Genomic DNA, 22,677 nt, shown 5'->3' with positions numbered 1-22,677 from the left:
CATGTCAGACAAGCAGCGAACGCTTTTGATCGTCGAGGACGACCCGGCGCTGCAGAAACAGATGCGCTGGGCGCTCGACGCTTGTGACACGGTTGTGGCCGGTGATCGTGAGAGTGCGATTGCGCAACTGCGCAAGCATGAGCCTGCGGTCGTCACGATGGACCTTGGCCTGCCGCCCGCGCCCGATGATGTCACTGAAGGCTTCAGGCTGTTGCGAGAGATCCTCACGCTTGCGCCCGATACCAAAGTCATCGTACTCACCGGCCAGCATGACCGTGAGAATGCGGTGAAGGCGGTAGGAATGGGGGCCTACGATTTCTTTGCGAAGCCCTTCGAGCCCGAACTGCTGATCCTCACCATCGATCGCGCGTTCCGCATGCACGACCTGCAGATGGAAAATGCGCGCCTGTCTGCGCTGCAGGCGGGGCCCCTGTCCGGTCTGCTCACGCGCGACCCGGCGATGCTCAAGATCTGCCGAACGATCGAGAAGCTGGCCTCGGCCTCGGTGACGGTTGCCCTGCTTGGAGAAAGCGGGACGGGCAAGGAGATCCTTGCGCGCGGCCTGCATGCACTGTCGCCGCGCGCCAACGAGCGTTTCGTGGCGATCAACTGTGCCGCCATCCCCGACGCTTTGCTCGAGAGCGAGCTTTTCGGTTACGAGAAGGGGGCCTTCACCGGCGCGGTCAAGCAGACCCAAGGCAAGATCGAGACCGCTCACCGTGGCACGCTCTTCCTCGACGAGATCGGCGATCTGCCGCTTCCTCTGCAGGCCAAGCTGCTGCGCTTCCTGCAGGAACGCTGCATCGAGCGCATCGGTGGGCGCGAGGAGATACCGGTCGACGTGCGCATCGTATGTGCAACGCACCGTGACCTGAAGGCGCAGATCCACGCCGGTGTATTCCGCGAGGATCTCTACTACAGGTTGGCCGAGATCGTCGTGGAGATTCCCGCGTTGCGTGAGCGCGAGGGTGACGCGACCTTGCTTGCGCACGCATTCGCGCAACGTTTTGCGCGTGATAATGCACGGCGTTCGCTCGTACTTGCCGATGATGCGTTGTCGGCGATCGAGGCGCATCGCTGGCCCGGCAACGTGCGCGAGCTCGAGAACTGCATGAAGCGCGCCGTCATCATGGCCGAGGGCGACTGCATCACCGCAGCCGACCTCGGACTGCAGACGCCCGACGATAGTCTCGAGCACCTCAACCTGCGCCAGGTTCGCGATGAGGCCGAGCGCGGTGCCGTGCTCAAGGTGATGGCACGTACGAACGGCAATGTTGCCCGCGCAGCCGAGATACTCGGCGTGAGCCGGCCCTCGCTCTATGATCTGCTGGGCCGCTTCGGCCTCAAGAAGGAGAATGGTTCGTGAGTCAAGAAAACCACTCGATGCCTCGTAGCAGCTGGTCGCGTGCTGCGGGTGGGCTGGCGGTGACCGCGCTGGTGTCCGCCCTGTTGACTGGCTGCGGCGCCAGTACCGAGGAGATGCTCGGGTCGGCCAAGGACTACATCGCAAAGAACGACCTCACCGCGGCCAGCATCCAGCTCAAGAATGCGCTGCAGGAAGATGGCAGCCTGACCGAGGCGCGTTTCCTGCTGGGCAAGATCAATCTCCAGCAGGGCGAGATTCCAGGTGCCGTCAAGGAGTTGCGCCGTGCCAGCGAGCTGGGGCATGCGCGCGAGGAGGTCATTCCGCTATTGCTTCAGGCGATGGTCCGCGCCGGCGAGTTCGACGCGGTGCTCAAGGAGTTCGAAGGCACCCGCCTGCCCGACGCAAGAGCGCAGGCTGTAGTGTTTGGCGCGCTTGGCGACGCCCACTTTGGCAAGGGTGATGTCGACAAGGCGCTCAAGGCCTACCGCGATGCGATCGCGGCCGATCCGGCCCAGGCCGATGCCCGCGTCGGGCTGGCTCGTGCCCTGTTGGTAAAGGGCGAACTCGATGCTGCGGAGGCTCAGGCCAGGGATGCGATCGCCCGTGCCGAGGCGCATGCAGAGGCACATGCAGTGCTCAGCGACATTCTCGTCAGCAAGGGAGACCTCGATGCGGCGGTGCAGGCGCTGCAGGCTGCGCTCAAGGCCTCGCCCGGGACCGTCCACTATCACTTCAATCACGTCTCTCTGCTGATGCGCAAGGGGCAGTTCGAAGAAGCCGAGCGGGCACTGGCCGCCATGCAATCGGTTGCGGCTGCCCATCCGACCACGCGCTACCTGCGTGCCTTCATGGATTACCGCGCCGAGCGCCTGAGCGAAGCGCGCGATGGCCTGATGCAGGTCCTCAAGCAGGCACCGAACTATCTTCCCGCTGAGCTCCTCGCCGGCACGGTGATGGTGCGCATGAACGAGCATGTGCTCGGGCGCACACATCTCGGGCGAGTGCTGGAGCGCGCGCCCGGACAGCTGATGGCGAGGCAGATGCTCATCGCGTCGCATCTCGCCACCGGCGACGCGACGCGCGCGCTCGAATTGCTCCAGCCCATGCTGCAGATGCCCGATCCGAGCCCCCGCGTACTGGCGCTGGCCGGGCAGGTGTTCATTGCCAACAACGACTACCAGCGTGCCGAGGAGTATTTCGCCAAGGCGGCCGAGGCTGCCCCGGAGGATGCCCGCGCGCGCTTGCGCCTGGGGGTGGCACGCATGGCCAGCGGCGATGCCGATGCCGCGTTTGCCGACCTGGAGTCCGCCGCACAGATGGATCAGGCTGCGATTCAGGCCGACCTTGCCCTTGTCGTGGCGCATCTGCGCAGGGGGGAGGCGGACAAGGCCCTCGAGGCGCAACTGCAACTCGAACAGAAGCAGCCCGACAACCCGCTGGTGCACAATCTGCGCGGTGGCCTGATGCTCGCGAAGCGCGACGTTCCCGCGGCACGTGCCGCGTTCGAAAAGGCGCTCGCGCTGCAGCCGGGTTATCTTGCCGCAGCGGTCAACCTTGCGCGTCTGGATCTCGCAGAGCGTCAGCCGGAGGGCGCTTTGGCACGGATCGGGGCGGTCATCCAGCGCGATCCGCGAAACGTGGAAGCACACCTTGCACTGGCCGAACTGCAGCGCGCCACCGGCGCAGCTGCTGCGGAAGTACTTGCCACCCTGGAGCGCGCCGACGGTGCCGCACCGGGCGGTGTAGCGGCCAATCTCGCCCTGGTGTCACATCACCTGCAGCAGCGCGAATTCCCGCGTGCGCTGCAGGTTGCGCAGAAGCTGGCCGCCGCGCACCCTGACGAGGTGCGTGCGGTCGAAGCCCTTGCCCGGGCGCAGGTCGCTGCGGGTGACAGCCAGCAGGGTATCTCCTCGCTCAACCGGCTAGCGGGTCTGATGCCGCGTTCGCCGCAGCCGCACTTGTTCCTTGCCGAGGTCTACACCATGCTGGGCGACAAGACGGCGGCGGAGCAGTCGTTGCGCCGCGCACTCTCCATTGCGCCCGCCGCGGTTGACATCCAGCAGCGTCTGATCGCCGCTGTGATGGCGCGCGGCGACGCTGCTGAGGCGCTGCGTATTGCCCGTGACATCCAGGCTGGCCAGCCCGATGCACCCATCGGGTACTTCTTCGAAGCCGAAATCCATGGTGTCGGGCGCGACTGGAAGGCCGCGGAGGCCGCTTTCCGCAAGGCGCTGGAGCGCAACGGCGGCGCCCAGGTGGTCAGCAGGCTACATACCGTGTTGTTGCTTGCCGAGCGCAAGGCCGAGGCTGACCGCCTGGCGGCAGACTGGTTGCAGAAGAACCCCACCGACATCGCCGTGCGCGGATACCTTGCCGAGCGGGCGCTCGTCGATGGCAGGCATCGTGACGCCCACGACCTCTTCGCGCGCATGCACGAGATGGCGCCGCAGAACGCGCTCATCCTCAACAACCTCGCGTGGACTGCCAGCCAGGTCAAGGATCCGAAGGCGTTCGAGTACGCCGAGCAGGCTTTGCGCCTGGCGCCGGACAACCCCGCGATCATCGACACCGTGGGCATGATCCAGGTCGAGCGCGGAGACTTCGATGCCGGGGTGACCAATCTCGAGCGCGCGGTGAAGCTGGGGCCGGATCTGCTGCCGCTGCATCTCAACCTTGCCCGCGCCTACGTCAAGGCCGGGCGTGCGAATGATGCGCGCAGCCAGCTCGATGCCCTCCTGCCACGCCTCAAGGATGGGACGCCGATTCACGCTGAGGCCAGCGAGCTGCGGAAGTCGCTGTGAGCGCAGGTACGGGGTTGTGGGCGCGGCGAGCGTGCGCTTCGTCAGACTTGCGTATCCGGCTGGCGTCGATGACAGAGATCTGCCATACATGAATCATGGTCGATAGCGCATTCGGTCTCACACGCAGGTCCTCCACATGCCGCAGTGAGGGTGAGTGGCGCGCACGCCTGCGCCGTATGCTTGTGGGGGTTTGCCTCGCCGGTGTCGGTACGGCGCCTGTTGGCGCGGTGAGCAGCGATGTCGTCGCGGCGGCGTTCGCGCAGCAGGCGCGCTACCTCGCCGAGGAGGCGCTGGGTTACGAGCATGGCGAGGGCGTGCCCCGCGATCAGGTCTATGCAGCGCGGCTGTACTGCGAGTCGGCTCGACTCGGTGATGCCGAAGGTATGTACGCCCTTGGCTGGATGTACGCCAACGGGCGCGGCGTGGAGCGCAACGACGCCTATGCGAGCACCCTGTTCGCAATGGCTGCCAAGCTCGGCCATGCGCACGCCGAGCGCATGCTGCGCTTCACCGGTGAGGCGGCGGGCGATGTGCCGAGCTGCCTGCATACGCCGGCCGAGATCATGCCGCCGCGCTGGCCGGTCGAGGCGCTCGTGGCGCGCCTGCCTGCGGAGCGGCAGGAGGTTGCCCGCCTGCTCATCACACTGGCGCCCAGCTACGGCATTCAGCCGCAACTGGCGTTAGCGATCGCACTCACCGAGTCGGCACTGAACCCGCAAGCCCTGTCGCCCAAGAACGCCATGGGGGTCATGCAACTCATCCCGGAGACGGCAGCGCGCTTCAAGGTCACCAAGCCCTATGATCCCGAGCAGAACATTCGCGGGGGACTTGCCTACCTGCGCTGGTTGCTCGCCTACTTCGAGGGCGATGTTGCACTGGCTGCGGCCGGCTACAACGCGGGCGAGGGTGCGGTGGACCGTTTTCGCGGCGTGCCGCCGTACCGGGAAACGCAGGCCTATGTCGAGCGCATCCTGCGCCATGTCGGGCAGGGGCGGCATCCGTACGACAGTCGCGTGGTTGCGCCCAGTCCACGCCTCAAGACCCTGCGCCTGGCGAGCCAGGAGGATCACGACTCATGAACGCGCGCCGCCCGTCACCGCGGCACGATCCGACCCGTCGCCGCCTGCTGGCGGCCGCGCTAGCCCTGCCTGGGGCGCTGTTCCTGCCGACGGGCGCACGTGCCGATCTCGTCGCCACGGTGCCGCGTATCAAGCCCTCGATCGTGGCGGTGGGCACCTACCAGCGTACCCGCAGCCCGGCTTTCCAGTTTCGCGGCACGGGTTTCGTCGTTGGCGATGGGCAGCTCGTCGCCACCAATGCGCACGTCCTGCCCGAGCGTCTCGATACGGCCAACATGGAGGCCCTCGTCATCGTGCTGCCGGGGGACGGGCAGACCGGCACCGTGCGCACGGCCAGCGTCGCCGCGACCGATCGCGGTCGTGACCTTGCCGTACTCAAGCTCGGCGCAGGGCCGGCCTTACCCGCTCTGCGTCTGGCTGCCAGTGGCGGCGTACGCGAAGGGCAGGAAATCGCCTTTACCGGCTTTCCGATCGGCAACGTGCTCGGCATGACGCCGGTCACGCACCGTGGCATCGTCTCCGCGATTACGCCGATCGGCATTCCGCAGGCCAATGCCCGCGACCTCAATCCGGCCCTGGTTCGCCGCCTGGCAAACGACGTCTTTCGTGTTTACCAGCTCGACGCCACCGCCTATCCAGGCAACAGCGGTAGCCCCCTGTACGATCCGGCAAGCGGCGCTGTGCTGGGCGTGCTCAACATGGTGTTCGTCAAGGGTACGAAGGAGAGCGTGTTGTCCGACCCCTCGGGCATCAGTTACGCGATTCCCGTCGAGCATCTGCACCGCCTGCTCGGCGAGGTGAGGTAGGCTGGAAGCCTGGCGTTCAGGCCGGTGCGAGGATGTCCTCGGCCAGCGCCGCGGGGGTGGACACTGCGCGCCAGTGCGGCGCCATCTCGCCGGCCTCCAGGCTGCCGTAGCCCCAGGTGGCGGCCAGGAAGGGCAGGCCATTGGCGTCTGCAGACTCGCCGTCCTCGCTGCGGTCGCCCACGTAGATCGCCTGGTCGCGGGGAATCGCACGGTCCTGCATCAGGCGCGCGATCATGGCGGCCTTGTTTGGCAGGCGTGGCTCGAATGCGTCCAGGGCATAAACGGCAGCAAAATGACGGCTCCAGCCCAGGTGGTCGAGAATCAGCCGTGTCGGGTGCAGGCGCTTGTTGGTGGCGATCGACAGCGTACAGCCTGCCGCCGTCAGGCGCTCGAGCATTTCCGTCACCCCGCCGTAGGCCGCCGTCTGGCGGTATCCCGTGTTGTCGTAGCTGGCCTTGAAGTGCCCGGCGAGGGTGTCGAGCAGTGCGCTGTCCTTGCTGCCCGTCAGCATCTGCAGGGTCTCGAGCAGCGGGGGGCCGACGATGCCGGCGTCGATCGGCATCACGGGCTCGCAAGCCGCAGCCACAAACGCTTCGCGGTAGCTGGCGAGGATGGCAGGGGCTGAATCGATCAGGGTGCCGTCGAGGTCGAACAGCACGTGCGGGTAACGGAGCATGCAGGCCGGGGACCAATGTGCCGCGCACGGCGTGCCGCAGCCGTGCAGCGCGGAGGGGTTGAATTGTCGAATTGGTCCCGTCACCAGGAATCGAACCTGGATCTGGCGCTTAGGAGGCGCCCGTTCTATCCATTGAACTATGACGAGGACTCAGGGCGCGCATTCTAGCCGTTTGGTGGCGCCTGACCAAGTGCGGCGTCGCCCGGGCGCGGGGGGAGCAGGAAGGCGCGCGGCGCACGCAGCAGGCGGCGAAGCAACAGGCCGCCGAGGCTGCGGCCTTGCTCGAAGGTGATGCGGCGCGCGCGCATCGCCACGCTCAGCGTCAGCGTGAAGCTGACCAGCAGATTCACCAGCCCGATCAGGAGTACGCCCGAGAATGCGATGGCCACCGTGGTCAGCGGCACGGCGAAATCGAGTGCGACCGATGCATAGCCCAGATAGGCCGATGAGAAGGCGATGTGGCGGATGTCGATGGGCAGGCCGAAAAGCACGCCGATGGCGGTCGCACCGCCGAGCAGAAAGCCGAAGAAGACGTTGCCGGCCAGCGCGCCAAGGTTGTTCTCGATATAGCTCACCAGTCGTTCGGCACGCGCTGCACCCAGCAGTCGCCTGGGCCAGCGCAACTGGCGCAGGCGTTGCGGTACTCGGTTGTAGGCCGACAGGTTGTCGTAGAAGGCGGCGATCAGTCCCGACATGAACAGGCATACCCCGGCAATGGCCGCAAAGAAGAGCGCTCCGCCACGCGGATCGATCTCGTCGAGCAGGTGGTGGGCTTTCTCGGGCGACACGAAGTGGCTGCCAGTGGCGAAGTGGATGATCAGGCCCACCACCAGCGCGATCGGGATGGCCACGCCGATGTTGCCCGCGATCGCTGCGGCCTGGCTGCGGATGGTGCGTACGATGAGGTCGGCAAGCTCATCGAGGTCGCGCCCCTTGCCCTTGGCCTCGCCGATGGAGGCGGCGATGGCGTTGGCCGTCATTGCCGGCTGCTTGGTCGCCACCGTGCCGCCCAGCATGTGGATGAGGGCGAAGCCCAGGCCATAGTTGAGGCAGAACGACAGCAACTCGTTGAGTGGTGCCCAGCCCTGGCTGCCGAGCACGATCTTGTTGGCCGCCATGAAGGCGATGATGAGGCCACCGAGTGCGGCCGAGGCGAGCATGCCGAAGTACTCGCCGCGTGAATTGGTGATGTACTTCTCGCCCGTCTTGCTGGCGCTCTCGGTCATGCGCAGCGACAGCAGCTCGACGTTCTTGCCCCAGTAGTCGGAGAGGATGTTCTTGCGGCACTCGGCGCGTACCAGGGTCTTGAACAGGCGCACGATGCGCGGCGCGGCGTCTTCGACCACGCGCCGGGTGCGCAGCTCACCGAGCAGGGCCACCAACTCGTTGATGCGTTCCAGGTGCTGGCGCAGGCGTTCGAGCTTGAAGGTGAGGGTAAGGCTGGTGCCGATGCGGGTGGCACGCTTGCGCACCCGCTGCAGGATCTCGTCGCACTGATGCAGCATCACCATCAGGTGCTTGTCATCGGCAATCAGTGCGCCTGGCGTCGTCCACCAGTCGCTGTAATGCTGGATGTAGCTCAGCAGTTCGGCGTTCTGGGCAAGGAAGGGCGACTCGTGCTCCTCCAGGTTGGGGTCGATGCGCACCAGTTCGCGGTCCAGGCCGATCGCCGAGACATGAAAGGACAGCACCCGCAACGCCTCGAGTACCTCGCGCACGGCCTGGGGCAGTGCGTTGGCATCTTCTTCGAACATCGGCGACTGGTGGCCGACGAGCAGACCCAGGAACGCCACCCAGTCGTCGTCCGGGATGGCATTGACCCACTGCTCGTCATCCACGCGGTGAAAGATCGCCGACAGGAAATCCTTCAGGTGCGTGGTGTCCACCACCTCCGGCAGCAGCCGGTTGCCGATGCGGTGAGAGGTCTCGGAGAAGAAGCCCGTCGAAGGCAGCAGGCCCGACGAGACGTACATCGTGACCTGCTTGCGCTCGTTGAAAAGGCGCAGGCATGCGGCGCGCAGGTTTGCGAGCAGGTCCGCCCGCCGCGACAGCAGACGTTGCAGCGCGCGCAGGTTCTCGATGGCTTCGTCGGCCTGGTCGGCCCTGGCCGGACGCAACTTCCCCACCAGGCTTGCCCACAACGCGACCTGATCCTCGTCGTGGTCGCCGAAGCGTTCGAGCAATCGTTCCATATGTCTTTTCCTGATGCTGTTCCGTGTTGCCGTCGGGCGTGCCGCGATGAGCTTGCCACGCCCGCGAAATTGCCGCCTTGGGCGGATTTGTGCACTGCATTATGCGGTAATCCGCCCTGAGCGCCCGCAGCCGGCTAAAATCGACGCCCCTCTCCCGAACCCGCGGCCGATTGCCGCAACCGCGCAGATGCCTCTTCTTTCAGTCGATAACGCTTGTCTCGCCTTCGGTCATGTCGACCTGCTCGATCGCGTCGGTTTCCAGCTCGATGCAGGCGAGCGTGTCGCCTTGATCGGACGCAACGGCTCGGGCAAATCCAGCTTGCTGCGGGTGCTCGCCGGCCAGGCCGCGCTCGATGATGGCACAGTCTGGCGGCAGGCCGAGATGGTCACGGCCTATGTGCCTCAAGAGCCCGACTTCGGCCTCGAGCGCGACGTTTTCGAGACCATCGCCGACGGACTCGGTGGCGCCGCGAAGCTGCTGGTCGATTATCACGCGGCCATGCTTGCGGTCGCCGAGCATGCCACGCCCGAGGCGCTGGCACGGCTCGATGCCCTGCAGCATGCGGTCGAAGCCGCCGCCGCTTGGCGCCTGAACCAGCGCGTCGAGCAGGTCGTCGCCCGCCTCGGACTCGATCCCGCGGCAAAGGTTTCCAGTCTGTCGGGGGGCGGCGTCAAGCGCGTCGCGCTGGCGCGTGCGCTGGTGGCCGAGCCCGATCTGTTGCTGCTCGATGAGCCCACCAACCACCTCGACCTCGATGGCATCCTGTGGCTCGAAGAGCTGATCCGCGACTTTCGCGGTGCGGTCATCGTCATCACCCACGATCGCGTCTTTCTCGACCACGTCGCGACCCGCATCATCGAGCTCGACCGCGGCCGTCTGGCGAGCTACCCCGGGCGCTTTTCCGACTACCAGCGCCGCAAGGCGGAGGAACTCGACGCCGAGGACAAGGCCGCGGCACGCTTCGACAAGTTCCTCGCCCAGGAAGAGGTGTGGATTCGCAAGGGCGTGGAGGCCCGCCGTACCCGCAATGAGGGCCGCGTGCGCCGCCTCGAAGCCTTGCGCCGAGAGCGCGCGGCGCGCCGCGACCGCCTGGGCAGCGTCAGCCTGGCGGTCGATACGGGAGACAAGAGCGGGCAGATGGTTGCCGAACTCACCCACGTATCCAAGCGCTATGGCGACAAGCTGGTGGTACGCGACTTCTCGACCCGCATCATGCGTGGTGACCGTATCGGCCTCATCGGCCCCAACGGTGCGGGCAAGACCACCTTGCTGAAGCTCATCCTCGGCGACGTGGAGCCCGATCAGGGCTCGGTACGCCGCGGCACCCGCCAGAGCGTGGCTTACTTCGACCAGCTGCGCGAGCAACTCGATCCCGAGCTGCCGCTCACCGAGGTCATCAGCCCGGGGTCGGACTATGTCGACATCGGGGGCGACAGGAAGCACGTCATCGGTTACCTCGGCGACTTCCTGTTCGCCCCCCAGCGAGCGCGCTCGCCGGTCAAGTCGCTCTCGGGGGGCGAACGCAACCGCCTGCTGCTGGCACGTCTGTTCGCACGCCCGGCAAACGTGCTGGTGCTGGACGAGCCGACCAACGACCTCGATATCGAGACCCTCGACCTGCTCGAGGAGCTGCTTGCCGGTTACGACGGCACGCTGTTCCTGGTCAGCCATGACCGTGCTTTCCTGGACAACGTGGTTACCCAGGTGATTGCGGCCGAAGGTGATGGGCTGTGGGGGGAGTATGCCGGCGGCTACGGCGACTGGCAGCGCGTACAGGCCATGCGTGCCGAGGCGCAGTCCGCCGCCCAGCAACAAGCTCGCCGTGCCACGGCGCCAGTCGACAAGCCGCGCGCGGCCGAGGCGAAGCCGGCCGCCAATCGCCCGACCAAGCTCTCCTTCAACGAGAAGCGCGAGCTCGACGCCTTGCCCGACCGCATCGCCGCCCTGGAGGACGAGCAGACGCGCCTGCATGCGCGCATGGCAGACCCCGCGCTGTATCAGGACGCACCGCAGGAGGTTGCGCAGGTCAAGGCGCGGCTCGAGGCGATCGAAGGCGAGATCGAGGCGGCGATGCTGCGCTGGGAGGCGCTGGAGTCGCGCGCCGCAGGTTGAGCATGCCTGGCCTGCCGTCGGCGGCCAGCTGGCGATGCGAGCTCAGAACACCCCGATCTGGGCGAACCAGGCCGTGGCCGCCGCTGCAGCAATGACCACTGCGGCATGGAAGATCGCCAGCGCGCGATACCTGCGCGCGATCCGGGCGGGGTCGTGATCGGAGATGAGGTAAAGGCGCCGGCCTGTCGGCCGACGCATCACATGGACCTCGGGCGCTGCCATCACTTCCTCGTGTAGCCTGCGTACCTCGCGTCGAGCCTGGGAACGCGCGAGCTCCCATTCGCGTACATCGATCTCGCCATTGCCATCGAGGTCGAAGCGCGCCAGCAGGCCGGGGTGGTCGGCCTTCCAGCTGGCCAGCAGCTCGCGCACCTGGGCCGAGAAATCGAAGTCGGTATTGACGCTGCCCAAGGTGGCGAAATCGCCCAGCACATAGATGCGATCGTGGCGGATCAGCGACCACTGGGTATAGCGCATGTCGCCACGGCGTACGACGTCGCAGCGTTTGACCATCATGTCCGCGCCCTCGGGGTCGACCACGCACTGCCCGCTTGCATCCTCGAGCAGGAAGGAGGCATCGCTCTCGTCTACGGTCTCCCGTTTCCACTTGCCGTCGCGTTGGCGTTGCTCGATCAGCACGCGGTACCAGAGCACGGGCAAGCCGTTGATCGGCGAACGCAGCGGCGTACCGTCGAGCGGCTGGCCGCGTCCTCGCAGCTCGGTATAGCCCTGGGCCGCCGAGGCGATGCGCGAGGTCGGTGTGTCGGCGATCAGGCGTGCGTGGCGCAGCGCGCGCTTCCAGCCGATCAGTCCGGTGGCCAGCAGTACACCCAATCCGGTCACTGCACCCGGCCCTTCGCCTGCGCTGAGGGCGAGCACGACGGCGCCAAACTGCACGAAGGGCAGGATGACGTCCGTCGGTCGATGACGAAGCTGGACCAGCATCAGGCGGTCGTGGTGCTGCGGGCGGGGGGCGAAAGCCTAGCGCACGCTGCGCGTCGGCCGCGTCTCAGGCATTGAAGAGCGCCTTGAGGTCGACGTCGGCCTTTTCCGCCGTACTGAACTGCAGCAACGGCTGGGCAACATAGTTGAACAGGCGCGCAATGATCAGGTCCGGAAACTGCTCGATGCGTACGTTGTGCACGTTGACCGATTCGTTGTACCACTCGCGGCGGTCTGCGATGCCGTTTTCCAGCGCGGTGATGCGTGTCTGCAACTGCATGAAGTGCTCGTTGGCCTTGAGCTCCGGATAGGCTTCGGCAACCGCGAAGATCTGCCCCAGGCCCGCGCGCAGCAGGTTCTCGGCAGCGCCCAGCGCGGGCACGTCGTGGGCTTCGCGCGCCCTGGCGACACGTGCGCGCGCCTCGGTGACACGGGCCAGCGTTTCCTGCTCGAACTGCTTGTACTGGCGGCAGACCTCCACCAGCTTCGGCAGTTCGTCGTGGCGTTGCTTGAGGAGGACGTCGATGTTCGCCCAGGCCTTGGCGATGTTGTGCTTGAGTTGTACCAGGCCGTTGTAGACCACCACGCTCCAGACCAGCGCAAGGACGATCAGGGCGAGGAAGACCGCATTGCCAATGCTCATTGGACGACTCCTGTGTTATTCATACCATTGTAGATCGCTGGCATGAACAATCCTGTTACACATGACACGCCTGCCGCGCAACGGCGCGGGCACGGTGGCGTGTGCGTCAGGCAGGCTCCGCGGGCTCTGGAGGCAGCAGGCGTGCGCGCGCCTCCTCAGGTGCACCGAGGCGCAGGAGCAGGGGTTCGCGGCCGAGGTGCAGCAGGGCTTCGATGGCGGCCAGGTCGTCGGGCAGGGCAGGGTCGTCCCAGCCACGGGCAAGGTGCCGGGCAAGGTCGGCGGCGAGCTTGATCGTGCGTACCCTCGGGTTGTCCTGCTGGCTGTCGTCGAGCAGCTGGACGAGGAGTTGCGGCAGGCGCCAAGCACGGGTCAAGCCGAGCTGGATCTGTGCGGCGGTGGCGCCCAGCACATCGCGCTGGGCTTCTGCGCTACGCAGACCGCGAGATGCCACCAGCTGCTCCTGAACCCTCAGGGCGAGAGCCGGAGCGTGGATCCAGCAAACGATCTCGGTCGCTTCGTGCAGCAGGGCGGCGACGGTGATTTCCTGTACGTCTAGATCGCGGCGCTGTATGGCGAAATCGCGTGCGTAGTCGGCGACCCGGCGCGCGCGCCCGATCACCTTGAGCACTCCAACCAGGGCCTTGGGCTGGCTTGCCAGTGTTGCCTCGACAGTCGGCAGGTCGCCGAAGGTGCTGAAGAAAGGCTCGATGCCGAGCATCATCACCGCGCGTTCGATGGTGGTGATGTCGTGGTTCTGCGATTCGCGCCGGTTGCGTTCGATGTGGGTGAGCAGTCGCATCGTCAGCAGCGGGTCGGAGAGCACCACGCTGGCGAGCTGCTTGGCACCGACAGACTCCCCGCTGTCACGCAGCGCGGCAAGGTCGAGCATCGTCCGCCGCAGCACCGGCAGGGGCTGGGCCGAGAAATGATCGACATAGGCCTGCACGGATGGCAGGGCCTGTGACAGCGAAGACATGCGGACCTCTGCAGAAGGCGTGTGTTGTGCTGCATTATCGGCCTCCGGCGGGCGGAACTGAAGGGCTGCCTGGGGGCATGCGGCAGGCCAATGGCCCGCCCGTCGCTTGGAGCTATAATTACGGCGTCGAAATGGCCTCACGGCCACGCTACGAACACACAGGAGACGTCCGCATGACCCCCTTCAAGGCCTTCGTGATCGACCAGGACGAGAACCGCAAGGTTGTCAGCCGCATGGGTGCGCTTGTGCCCGAGCAGCTCGACGCTGGCGAGGTGACCATCCGCGTCCATTACTCTAGCATCAACTACAAGGATGCGCTGGCGGCTACCGGGGCGGGCAAGATCATCCGGCGCTTTCCCTGCGTGGGCGGCATCGACCTGTGTGGCGAGGTTGTGGACAGCGCCGATGCGCGCTTCAAGGCCGGTGACAAGGTCATCGCCACCAGCTTCGACATCGGTGTCGCGCATCACGGCGGCTATGCGGAATATGCGCGCGTGCCCGCGGGCTGGGTCGTGCCCCTGCCTGCAGGGCTGGACCTGTTCGAAGCCATGGCCCTTGGTACGGCGGGCTTCACCGCCGCGCTCGGCGTGGTGCGCATGGAGGACAACGGCCTCGCGCCTGCCAACGGCCCGGTCATCGTCACCGGGGCCACCGGTGGCGTCGGCGGGTTGGCGATCGACATGCTGGCCAACCTCGGGTACCACGTGGTCGCACTCACCGGCAAGGAGGCCGAGGCCGACTACCTGAAGATGCTCGGTGCGGCCGAGATCAAGCTGCGATCGGAGATCGATCTCGACAAGGTGCGCCCGCTCGAAGCCGCGCAGTGGGCGGGGGCGGTGGACAACGTCGGCGGTCCGGTGCTGCACTGGGTGCTGGCGACCATGAAGCAGGCGGGCACGGTGGCGAGCATCGGCAATGCGGCCAGCTTCAAGCTCGACACCACGGTGTTCCCTTTCATCCTGCGCGGCGTCAGCCTGCTCGGCATCGATTCAGGCTACATGGGTTTTCCGACCCGCCAGCGCGTGTGGGACCGCCTCGCAACCGACCTCAAGCCGCGTCATCTCGCGGCAGTCACTCGCACGATCGACTTCGATGCCTTGCCAGCGGCTTTCGACGATTTCATCCAGGGCCGCGTCAAGGGCCGCACTGTCGTCCGCATCGGCGCCTGAGCGGGCACAGGTAAAACGGGGGCGAGGTGGTGACGAGCGAAGACGACAAGCTGCCACGCATCCTCGTGGTTGACGACTCGCGCATGGTGCGGGCGACGATCGTCAAGCTCATTCGCGGCCGCTTCGAAGTGCGCGAGGAGCCCGACGGCGAAGCCGGATGGGAGACATTGCTGGTCGATCCGGGCATCGATCTCGTGCTCACCGATATCGGAATGCCGCGCCTGGATGGCTACGGCCTGCTCGAGCGCATCCGGGCATCGAAGGTGGCGCGGGTACGCGAGCTGCCGGTGGTCATCATTTCCGGCGACGAGGACGAATCTGCCCGTGAGCGGGCGCTCACCCTGGGTGCCAACGGCTTCGTCACCAAAGGGGCGGGCAGTGTCGAGCTCCTCGCCACCCTGACCTCGCTGGTGCGCCTGTCGAAGGCCCAGCTCGAGCTCGAACGCAGCCGTGCCGCGCTCGCCCGCCAGAGTCCGGTTGACCCGGAAACCGGGCTCGCAAGCGAGGGCTACCTGCAGCATCGTGCCAGTCAGGTGGAGGCCGAGTCGCTGCGCCGCCAGACCGACATTGCCGCTCTGGTCATCGAGCTCGACCAGTTCGACGAGCTTGTCGATCGCTACGGCGCGCACGTCGTGCAACTCATCGTGCGCAAGTTGTCGAAGATGCTCACCGGGCGTATTCGCGCCGAGGACACGCTGTCGCAGCACTCGGCCTCGCAGTTCGCACTGCTGTCGCCCGGCATCGATCGCGTTTCGAGCTGTGCCTTTGCGCTGCGCCTGCGCAGCAGCGTCGAGAAGCTGGTGATGGGCTACCGCGAGGAGCGCATCCGCATCACGCTCAGCATAGGCGTTGCCAACGCCGTGGTGGACGGGCGCAGTGCGGTCAGCGAGTTATTGGGCCTGGCGCTCGAGCGTACCGCGGCCGCGCGCGCCGCGGGGGGCAATCGCGTGGTCGCCGATGCCGGCGAGGTGGATGCCGACTCCATCGAGCGTGCGCTCGGCCGCCTCGTCAGCATCGATGGCGCGCTCAGGCAGGTGCGAGCGGGTGCGCGCGACGAGGTCGAGCGCCAGTTGCCCGAGATCATCGCGGCGCTGATGCCGCTGCTCGAATTGATAGAATCAAAGACTCACTGCGGACTGCCGCTCAGGCATCTCGATGCCCTCAAGAACAGAAGCGCAGCCGATGGTGATGATGATGACGGGGAGTCCACCCGGACCTCCATCTGAAGCAGGAGTGGTCGCAGGTTTCGCTGCGCTGTCCCGGCGCTGCGGTGCAGGCAACACGTCATTTGCAGTACAGGGAAAATAGAAGGGAGAGGAAGCAATGACCGATTACCAGCAATTCCACCGCCGTTCCATCGAAGACCGCGACGGGTTCTGGGCCGAGCAGGCCCAGCTCGTGCACTGGAACAAGCCCGCTGAGCAGATCTGCGACTTTTCGAAGCCGCCGTTCGTGAAGTGGTTCAAGGGCGGTGAGACCAACCTCTGCTTCAACGCAGTGGACCGCCACGCCGCCACGCGCCCCAACGACCGCGCGCTGGTGTACATCTCGACCGAGACCAACGAAGAGAAGGTGTATTCCTTCGCCGAGCTGCAGCGCGAGGTCGAGCGCATGGCGGCGATCTACCAGGACCTCGGGGTCAAGCGCGGAGACCGCGTGCTGATCTACATGCCGATGATCGCCGAGGCGGCCTTCGCGATGCTCGCCTGCGCACGCATCGGTGCCATCCACTCGGTGGTGTTCGGCGGTTTCGCCGCCGGCTCGCTCGCCACTCGTATCGATGACGCCAAGCCGGTGCTGATGGTCAGCTCGGACGCCGGCATGCGCAACGGCAAGCCGGTGCCTTACAAGCACCTCGTGGACGAGGCCTGCAAGCTGGCCGAATTCCCGCCGGCCAAGGTGCTGATCGTCGACCGCGGCCTGGACAAGGGCTTCCCGCGCGTCGAGGGCCGTGACGTCGATTACGCCGAACTGCGCGCCCGGCACATGGATGCCCAGGTGCCGGTCGTGTGGCTGGAGTCTTCCGAGCCGAGCTACATCCTGTACACCTCCGGCACCACTGGCAAGCCCAAGGGTGTGCAGCGCGACACCGGCGGTTACCTGGTCGCGCTCGCCTCGACCATGCCGCACATCTTCACCGGCGAAGCCGGCGAGACCATGTTCGCGACCTCCGACATCGGCTGGGTGGTCGGTCACAGCTACATCATCTATGGCCCGCTCATCGGCGGCATGGCCACAATCATGTACGAAGGCACGCCGCTGCGTCCGGACGCGAGCATCTGGTGGCAGATCGTCGAGAAGTACAAGGTCAGCGTCATGTTCTCGGCGCCCACCGCGGTGCGCGTGCTCAAGAAGCAGGACCCGGCCTTCCTCAAGAAGTACGACCTGTCCTCGCTCAAGCACCTGTTCCTGGCCGGCGAGCCGCTCGACGAGACCTCGCACGAGTGGATCATGCGTGAGCTCGGCATCCCGGTCATCGACAACTACTGGCAGACCGAGACCGGCTGGCCGATGCTCGCCATCTGCCGCGGCGTGGAAGACAGCCCGATCAAGCTCGGCTCGCCCGCCTTCCCGGTGTATGGCTACGATCTGCGCATCTTCCGCGAGGATGGCAGCGAGTGCGGCGCCAACGAGAAGGGCATCGTCGGCATCGTGCCGCCGCTGCCGCCGGGCTGCCTGTCCACCGTGTGGGGCCAGGACGAACGTTTTGTGTCGACCTACTTCTCCACCTTCCAGGACCCGGTCGTCTACTCTTCTTCCGACTGGGGTATTCGTGACGACAAGGGCTACTACACCATCCTCGGCCGCATGGACGACGTCATCAACGTCGCCGGCCATCGCCTCGGCACCCGCGAGATCGAGGAGGCGGTGCAGACCCACCCGGCGATCGCCGAGGTTGCCGTGGTCGGTGTGCACGACGAGCTCAAGGGCCAGATGCCGATGGCTTTCGCGGTGGTGAAGGACGCCAGCACGGTCGACACCGCCGAGAAGCGCGCTGCGCTCGAGAAGGAGGTGATGAAGAAGGTGGACGAGAGCCTCGGTGCCATCGCCCGTCCAGCCCGAGTGCACTTCATCAACGGCCTGCCCAAGACGCGCTCGGGCAAGATGCTGCGCCGCTCCATTCAGGCGCTGGCCGAAGGCCGCGACGCGGGCGACCTGACCACCATCGACGACCCGAGCACGCTCGAGCAGATCAAGGTGGCGCTGAAAGGCTGAGTAAAGCTTGCAGGCCGCGCTGCCAATGAGCGTGGCGACGGCGTGTGGTCCAGGGGCCGGCATCCGCAACGCGGGTGTCGGCCTTTTTTACAGCGGCGCTCTCGTGATGGGGTGCCTGTTTTGGGTAATTTATTGAAAACAATGGATTGGCGTCTATGGCCCGAAATTTGCTGAACCGTTACCGAATCGTAAGGTTCTCGAACTTGGGTGAGCGGAGGACGCTATGAAAACCAGAATTCTGCATAAGACTATTGCCGGCCTGTTCGGCCTTGCCGCTGTGGGTGGTGCGCAGGCTGCCTTGCTCGACCTTGCGGGGGTCGGTTACGTTACCTACGGCAACACCAACGTGTACTCCATGCCGATCGCGGCATTCGAGTATGCACAAATCAATGGTGGTGGCACGGGGCCGGGCAACCCCTACTACATTGCCTCGACGCCCGGTGCAATCAAGGATCTCGTCGTCATCTACACGGGCGCTTCGGGCTCGGACGTCACCACCAATGCGGACGGTTTCGAGCATGCCTACGGTACGCCAAGTGGCTCCCAGGGGCCCTTTGCGTCGACCAACGGACCGGTCGAGATGACTGCTCCGACCAACCAGAACACTGCGGACATCACCACCAGGTACGCCGCGACCTGGGATGCCAACGTGCAGTCCCTGGTCAATTTCCTCGATGGCGGCAATCCGTTGTTCCTGTTCAACAACAACGAGACGCGTGCAGACCAGAATCTTGCGATCTGGGCCAAGCTCTGGCTGACTGATGGGAATGGCGATCTGTATGGGCGTCACCTCTATCTGAGCAATGATGGCCGGAACTACGGCACGCTCTCGCCTGCACAGCTCAACGGCGATGCAGCGCTCTACAACCCGGGTGACCTGTCTGCCCCGGGTCTCACTCCGGCGGCTGGCCTGCCCACCGACTACGTGCTGTCCGGTGGGGATGTCTGTCTGGATACGACGCAGCCGGGCAATCCGGTGGTCGCCTGTTCGAATGCGGCGGGCATCGAGCGGTTCAGTCACAACCTCGGCGCCAACCAGGTCGCCTATGTCGGCGAACTTCCGTTGCTCAACGAGTGGTTGAATGTGCTCAAGGCCGACGACACCATTAACCTTGCCAGCTACAGCATGCATCTCGAGCTGTGGCTCGGCTGCGATCCTCGGATCGCAGCCGTGACCTGTGAAAACCTGCAGATCGACAACGGCTTCGAGCAACTCTTCCTGGCGTCGTCGAAGTCGAGTTTCAACAATGTCCCAGAGCCGGCGACGCTGGCACTGATGGGCCTTGGGCTTCTCGGTGTGGGTGCGAGCCTGCGTCGCCGCAAGCTGGTGGGCTGAACATCCCAACGAGTTCGTGGGCCGACATCATTGAGGAACGGGGCGCTCTGGCGCCCCGTTCCTTTTGGACAGCTGGGTTTGTGCAGCTCAGGCGGTAGTTGATCGAGCGCGCTCGAGACCGGCATCGACTTCCTGCTGCACGACACGCCAGATCGGGCGCAGGATGAAACGCATGTTCTTGATCACGCTATTGACGTCGAGTACCGAGGGGACGCGCGCACCACGATGTTCGACCGCGTCGCCAATGCGGCGGATGTCCACGCCCAGCTTGGCGAAGTGGCTGGCCAGGCGCGGTTCGGTGAGTACGAACAAGGTGTCGATGTCGTGACGGTGCGCCAGTGCGATGGCGCTCATGTACAGGCTGATCGGGATGTAGGGGAAGCGCGGCTGTTCGCGCGAACCGAAGTCGTCGTCGTTGATCGGCGCTGCCTCGCGGTCTTCGCCGCGCCGGCGGCGATACCGCGAGCGCACGGCGAGACGGGAAACCTCGGCAATGCGGCCGCGGGGCAGGGCGGCCGGGTCGATGATGCGGCGATCGAGCACCTCGGCGCAGGTGTGCTCGAATGGCAGGGGCTTGGCGGGATCGTCCGGGTCGGTGAGCACGATGCGTACGCAGCCCACGGGTTCGTGCGGTTCGTCCCGGGTGCGCAGCAGGCAGTGAAGGCTGTGCGCGTCGTAGGTGTCGATCTCCCGCTTGTCCGGGCGCTCGGGCTCGAAGTGCAGGTCGGAGCAGTAGACCTCGTGCCGGATGCCGAACACGAGATCGCGCGTCGCCTGGTCGGTCGCCGGGATCAGCTCGAAGTACTTCTTGAAGCCGTGACCCAGGTTGAAGCGGTCAAGGAGAGCCATGTTCAGTTTCCTTGTCTGAGGAGGTCGACGATCGGCGTGGCGCCGACGCGTCGTGCCGGGAAGAGTGCGGCGAGAGTGGTGGCGACCAGGCCGACGAGGCATGCACCCAGCACGACGGAGGGCACGACGCGGATCATGGCGGTGTAGCCGACATTGGCATTCGGCGGCGGCGGCATCGGGATGCCGATTGCCGAGATGGTCACCGCCAGGAAGATGCCGATCAGCGCGCCGAGCACGGCGCCGGCCAGCCCCAGAACCGTGTTCTCCACGACCAGCAGGCGGAAGATGTCGCGCCTGCGGTTGCCGAGCGCCTGCATGGTGCCGAATTCGGCCTGGCGCTCGAATGCGGCCATATTGACGCTGTTGGCGACCGACAGCAGCACCATCACCAGGATGATGCCCTGCAGGACACCGAACTGGCGCTCGTAGAGCCCGAGCGTCTTCTCGTAGAAGTCCGACAGCATCTTCCAGTCGAAGACCTCGAACTGAGCTGGGTCGACCAGCGCGGCTACTGCCGCATAGGCGCGCGCGGTGTCCTCGGTGCGGTGCAGGGTCGTCACCAGCATGTTGGCGCCGTCGGTGTAGAGCAGCTCGCGTGCGGCGGCGAGCGGAACGCGCACGGCGCGCGAATCGAACTCCTTCGAGAAGCTCTGGAAGATGCCGACCACCTCGAAGTCGAGCGTGTTGACCGCGCCTTCGGCCGTGTTGAGCACGAGCACGATGGAGTCGCCTACCTCCAGGCTCATGGCGTGCGCCACCCCCTGGCCGATGACTGCGCCGAACAGGTCGTCATCCCGCAGCTGGCGGCCGGCGAGGATCTCCAGCGCGGTACCCAGGCGTGCTTCCTTGTCGGGTTCGATGCCTTCGCCAACGATGCCCAGGTCTCGCCGGCCATTGTTGAGCACACCGGCAAAACTCAGCCGCATCGAGACCTCCTTGACCTCGGGCAACGCAGTGATGCGTGCGGCCAGGGCCTCGGGGTCCGGGATGAGGTAGTTTTCCGGCTGGCGGGTACCCTTCTCGCGGAAGTCCTTGCGGAACACCTGTACGTGCCCGGTCTGCGAGTGGATGATCGATTCGCCCAGCTGCACGAAGATGTCCTGCACGAAGCCGCCGGACACGATCAGGCCGGATACGCCGAAGATGATCGCGGCCAGCGTCATCGCGGTACGGATCTTCTGGCGCAGCAGGTTGCGGATGGCGAGCCGGATCAGCATGCGGCCTTACCTCTGGTGGCGGAGTGCGTCGACGATGTTCATCCGCGATGCCTTCCAGGCTGGCAGGATGCTCGCGAGCAGGGTGGTCGCAAAGGCGAGCTGGAAGGCCTCCCATGCCAGCGTCGGGGGAACTGAGATACGGCCGGTGAAACCGGTCTCCATGCCCGGCGGGGGGGGCATCGGGATGCCCACTGCCGAAATCGCGGTGGCGAGCAGAAAGCCGAGACCGACCCCGACTGCGCCGCCGATCACTCCGAGCAGCGCCCCCTCGGTCAGGAACATGCGCAGGATGCCCGCACGGCGCACGCCCAGCGCCATTGCCGTGCCGATTTCTCCCGTGCGCTCGACAACCGCCATCGACAAGGTGTTGGAAATGCTCAGCACCACGATCAGCGCGATCAGGATGCGCACCACACCGACCTGGCGGGTGAACAGCTCCGCGGTCTTGTTGTAGAAGTCAGCCAGGTCGTACCAGGGAATCGGTTCGAACTCGTTGGCGGGGAGTCGCGCCTTCAATGATGCGAGTGCAGCGTCCGTGTCGGCCGTGCGTTCGAGCAGCACGACCCAGCTCGTCGCTCCCTCGACTCGCATGAGCTTGCGTGCAGTCTCGATCGGCACGCGCAGCGCTGCGTCGTCGTAGGCCTTGACGGTGGTGCCGAACAGGCCCGCCACCGTCAGTTCGACGGCGTTGAGTCCGCCCTCGGCTGTGGTCGCCAGCAGCACCACGGTGTCGCCGGGCTGGACGCCGACGTTGGCAGCCAGCCCGCGCCCCACGAGCACGGTGTTGTCATTCGTGCCGTCCAGGTTGCTGCCGGCGACGATGCGGATGGAGCGCCCCACCAATGCCTCGCGCTCGGGGTCGATGCCCTCGCCCATGAATGAAATGGTGTTGTCGCCGCTGCTGAGCAAACCGTTGAAGGACAAGCGTGGCGTGATCGTGACCATGCCCTGCGGCGGCTGCGCGCTCACCGCTTCCGTGCCCGACGGCAGCAGGTAGCTGTAGGGGTCGCCCAGCCCCTTCTTGAAATAGCCCGGACGGATGACCTGGATGTGGCCGAGCTGCGAATGGATGGTCGACTCGCGCATGTTGTCGAGCAGCCAGTGGATGAATCCGCCCGCCAGCACGAAGGTGACCACCCCACCGCAGATGATGAGCATTGCGAGCAATGCCCGCCGCCGCTGCCGGAACAGGTTGCGCGCTGCGACCAGCGTCGCACGCGCGGCGCGATTTGCGGCTTCGTTGAGCATGCTCGTTCGTGTGGTCGAAAAGTAAGTCTATGATAGCCTCTCGGCGGA

The 22,677-nt window shown here is 65.8% G+C and carries 17 protein-coding genes and 1 tRNA gene; 9 read left to right on the top strand and 9 right to left on the bottom strand.

What is annotated here, in order from left to right:
- Nucleotide 1: 1 nt before the first annotated feature.
- The 4 genes from prsR to C662_RS08940 all read left to right on the top strand — a co-directional run bounded on the left by prsR (nt 2) and on the right by C662_RS08940 (nt 6,052).
- The gene (gene prsR, locus C662_RS08955; RefSeq protein ID WP_002927670.1) at nt 2–1,366 is read left to right on the top strand and encodes a PEP-CTERM-box response regulator transcription factor; all 1,365 of its coding nucleotides are present in this window, start codon (nt 2–4) and stop codon (nt 1,364–1,366) included.
- Between the two features lie 17 nt (nt 1,367–1,383).
- Complete coding sequence (gene prsT, locus C662_RS08950) at nt 1,384–4,167, top strand: XrtA/PEP-CTERM system TPR-repeat protein PrsT (RefSeq protein WP_002927669.1); 2,784 nt, start codon at nt 1,384–1,386, stop codon at nt 4,165–4,167.
- Nucleotides 4,168–4,343: 176 nt separating this feature from the next.
- Entirely contained in the window at nt 4,344–5,246 is a 903-nt protein-coding gene (locus C662_RS08945; RefSeq protein WP_002927668.1) for a transglycosylase SLT domain-containing protein, read from the top strand.
- On the top strand, nt 5,243–6,052 hold the full coding sequence (locus C662_RS08940) for a S1 family peptidase (RefSeq protein ID WP_002927667.1): 810 nt from the start codon (nt 5,243–5,245) through the stop codon (nt 6,050–6,052). The genes C662_RS08945 and C662_RS08940 overlap by 4 nt, the downstream gene beginning before the upstream one ends.
- A 16-nt stretch (nt 6,053–6,068) precedes the next feature.
- On the opposite strand, the gene C662_RS08935 is transcribed toward C662_RS08940, so the two are convergent.
- The 3 genes from C662_RS08935 to C662_RS08925 form a co-directional block, all read right to left on the bottom strand.
- On the bottom strand, nt 6,069–6,728 hold the full coding sequence (locus C662_RS08935; RefSeq protein ID WP_002927664.1) for an HAD family hydrolase: 660 nt from the start codon (nt 6,726–6,728) through the stop codon (nt 6,069–6,071).
- Between the two features lie 72 nt (nt 6,729–6,800).
- Nucleotides 6,801–6,875, bottom strand: a tRNA-Arg gene (locus tag C662_RS08930).
- Nucleotides 6,876–6,892: 17 nt separating this feature from the next.
- On the bottom strand, nt 6,893–8,920 hold the full coding sequence (locus C662_RS08925) for a site-specific recombinase (RefSeq protein WP_002927660.1): 2,028 nt from the start codon (nt 8,918–8,920) through the stop codon (nt 6,893–6,895).
- Nucleotides 8,921–9,107: 187 nt separating this feature from the next.
- On the opposite strand from C662_RS08925, the gene C662_RS08920 reads away from it, so the two are divergent.
- Nucleotides 9,108–11,033, top strand: a complete 1,926-nt coding sequence (locus tag C662_RS08920) for an ATP-binding cassette domain-containing protein (protein WP_002927658.1) — start codon at nt 9,108–9,110, stop codon at nt 11,031–11,033.
- Nucleotides 11,034–11,075: 42 nt separating this feature from the next.
- On the opposite strand, the gene C662_RS08915 is transcribed toward C662_RS08920, so the two are convergent.
- From C662_RS08915 to C662_RS08905, 3 genes are all read right to left on the bottom strand, one after another.
- Complete coding sequence (locus tag C662_RS08915) at nt 11,076–11,978, bottom strand: hypothetical protein (RefSeq protein WP_002927655.1); 903 nt, start codon at nt 11,976–11,978, stop codon at nt 11,076–11,078.
- Between the two features lie 64 nt (nt 11,979–12,042).
- Nucleotides 12,043–12,618: a LemA family protein gene (locus tag C662_RS08910; RefSeq protein ID WP_002927652.1), complete on the bottom strand. Its 576-nt coding sequence runs from the start codon at nt 12,616–12,618 to the stop codon at nt 12,043–12,045.
- Between the two features lie 106 nt (nt 12,619–12,724).
- Nucleotides 12,725–13,594 (bottom strand): HDOD domain-containing protein, encoded by an 870-nt coding sequence (locus C662_RS08905; RefSeq protein ID WP_002927650.1) that lies wholly within the window; start codon nt 13,592–13,594, stop codon nt 12,725–12,727.
- Between the two features lie 173 nt (nt 13,595–13,767).
- Between C662_RS08905 and C662_RS08900 the strand changes: the two genes are divergently transcribed.
- The 4 genes from C662_RS08900 to C662_RS08885 all read left to right on the top strand — a co-directional run bounded on the left by C662_RS08900 (nt 13,768) and on the right by C662_RS08885 (nt 19,315).
- Nucleotides 13,768–14,763 (top strand): oxidoreductase, encoded by a 996-nt coding sequence (locus tag C662_RS08900; protein WP_002927648.1) that lies wholly within the window; start codon nt 13,768–13,770, stop codon nt 14,761–14,763.
- A gap of 26 nt (nt 14,764–14,789) precedes the next feature.
- The gene (locus C662_RS08895) at nt 14,790–15,989 is read left to right on the top strand and encodes a GGDEF domain-containing response regulator (protein WP_002927646.1); all 1,200 of its coding nucleotides are present in this window, start codon (nt 14,790–14,792) and stop codon (nt 15,987–15,989) included.
- A 97-nt stretch (nt 15,990–16,086) separates the two neighbouring features.
- A complete protein-coding gene (locus C662_RS08890; protein ID WP_002927644.1) occupies nt 16,087–17,979 on the top strand; it encodes a propionate--CoA ligase in 1,893 nt (630 codons plus the stop codon).
- 223 nt (nt 17,980–18,202) lie between these two features.
- The gene (locus tag C662_RS08885; protein ID WP_002927643.1) at nt 18,203–19,315 is read left to right on the top strand and encodes a PEP-CTERM sorting domain-containing protein; all 1,113 of its coding nucleotides are present in this window, start codon (nt 18,203–18,205) and stop codon (nt 19,313–19,315) included.
- A gap of 87 nt (nt 19,316–19,402) precedes the next feature.
- Here C662_RS08885 and C662_RS08880 read toward each other — a convergent pair whose 3' ends face one another.
- From C662_RS08880 to C662_RS08870, 3 genes are read right to left on the bottom strand one after another with little or no spacing between them, the layout of a single operon-like run.
- A complete protein-coding gene (locus tag C662_RS08880; protein WP_002927632.1) occupies nt 19,403–20,164 on the bottom strand; it encodes a PEP-CTERM/exosortase system-associated acyltransferase in 762 nt (253 codons plus the stop codon).
- 2 nt (nt 20,165–20,166) lie between these two features.
- The gene (locus C662_RS08875; RefSeq protein WP_002927630.1) at nt 20,167–21,381 is read right to left on the bottom strand and encodes an ABC transporter permease; all 1,215 of its coding nucleotides are present in this window, start codon (nt 21,379–21,381) and stop codon (nt 20,167–20,169) included.
- 6 nt (nt 21,382–21,387) lie between these two features.
- The gene (locus C662_RS08870) at nt 21,388–22,629 is read right to left on the bottom strand and encodes an ABC transporter permease (protein WP_002927627.1); all 1,242 of its coding nucleotides are present in this window, start codon (nt 22,627–22,629) and stop codon (nt 21,388–21,390) included.
- Nucleotides 22,630–22,677: the final 48 nt, after the last annotated feature.

The organism is Thauera sp. 28 (assembly GCF_000310145.2).
Taxonomy (GTDB): domain Bacteria; phylum Pseudomonadota; class Gammaproteobacteria; order Burkholderiales; family Rhodocyclaceae; genus Thauera; species Thauera mechernichensis.
This window is presented reverse-complemented; position numbering and strand designations above follow the sequence as displayed.

Excerpts from the sequence above, each read along its gene's own strand:
- prsR (WP_002927670.1), top strand. The coding sequence starts at position 2 with ATGTCAGACAAGCAGCGAACGCTTTTGATCGTCGAGGACGACCCGGCG.
- prsT (WP_002927669.1), top strand. The coding sequence starts at position 1,384 with ATGCCTCGTAGCAGCTGGTCGCGTGCTGCGGGTGGGCTGGCGGTGACC.
- C662_RS08945 (WP_002927668.1), top strand. The coding sequence starts at position 4,344 with ATGCTTGTGGGGGTTTGCCTCGCCGGTGTCGGTACGGCGCCTGTTGGC.
- C662_RS08940 (WP_002927667.1), top strand. The coding sequence starts at position 5,243 with ATGAACGCGCGCCGCCCGTCACCGCGGCACGATCCGACCCGTCGCCGC.
- C662_RS08935 (WP_002927664.1), bottom strand. The coding sequence starts at position 6,728 with ATGCTCCGTTACCCGCACGTGCTGTTCGACCTCGACGGCACCCTGATC.
- C662_RS08925 (WP_002927660.1), bottom strand. The coding sequence starts at position 8,920 with ATGGAACGATTGCTCGAACGCTTCGGCGACCACGACGAGGATCAGGTC.
- C662_RS08920 (WP_002927658.1), top strand. The coding sequence starts at position 9,108 with ATGCCTCTTCTTTCAGTCGATAACGCTTGTCTCGCCTTCGGTCATGTC.
- C662_RS08915 (WP_002927655.1), bottom strand. The coding sequence starts at position 11,978 with ATGCTGGTCCAGCTTCGTCATCGACCGACGGACGTCATCCTGCCCTTC.
- C662_RS08910 (WP_002927652.1), bottom strand. The coding sequence starts at position 12,618 with ATGAGCATTGGCAATGCGGTCTTCCTCGCCCTGATCGTCCTTGCGCTG.
- C662_RS08905 (WP_002927650.1), bottom strand. The coding sequence starts at position 13,594 with ATGTCTTCGCTGTCACAGGCCCTGCCATCCGTGCAGGCCTATGTCGAT.
- C662_RS08900 (WP_002927648.1), top strand. The coding sequence starts at position 13,768 with ATGACCCCCTTCAAGGCCTTCGTGATCGACCAGGACGAGAACCGCAAG.
- C662_RS08890 (WP_002927644.1), top strand. The coding sequence starts at position 16,087 with ATGACCGATTACCAGCAATTCCACCGCCGTTCCATCGAAGACCGCGAC.
- C662_RS08885 (WP_002927643.1), top strand. The coding sequence starts at position 18,203 with ATGAAAACCAGAATTCTGCATAAGACTATTGCCGGCCTGTTCGGCCTT.
- C662_RS08880 (WP_002927632.1), bottom strand. The coding sequence starts at position 20,164 with ATGGCTCTCCTTGACCGCTTCAACCTGGGTCACGGCTTCAAGAAGTAC.
- C662_RS08875 (WP_002927630.1), bottom strand. The coding sequence starts at position 21,381 with ATGCTGATCCGGCTCGCCATCCGCAACCTGCTGCGCCAGAAGATCCGT.
- C662_RS08870 (WP_002927627.1), bottom strand. The coding sequence starts at position 22,629 with ATGCTCAACGAAGCCGCAAATCGCGCCGCGCGTGCGACGCTGGTCGCA.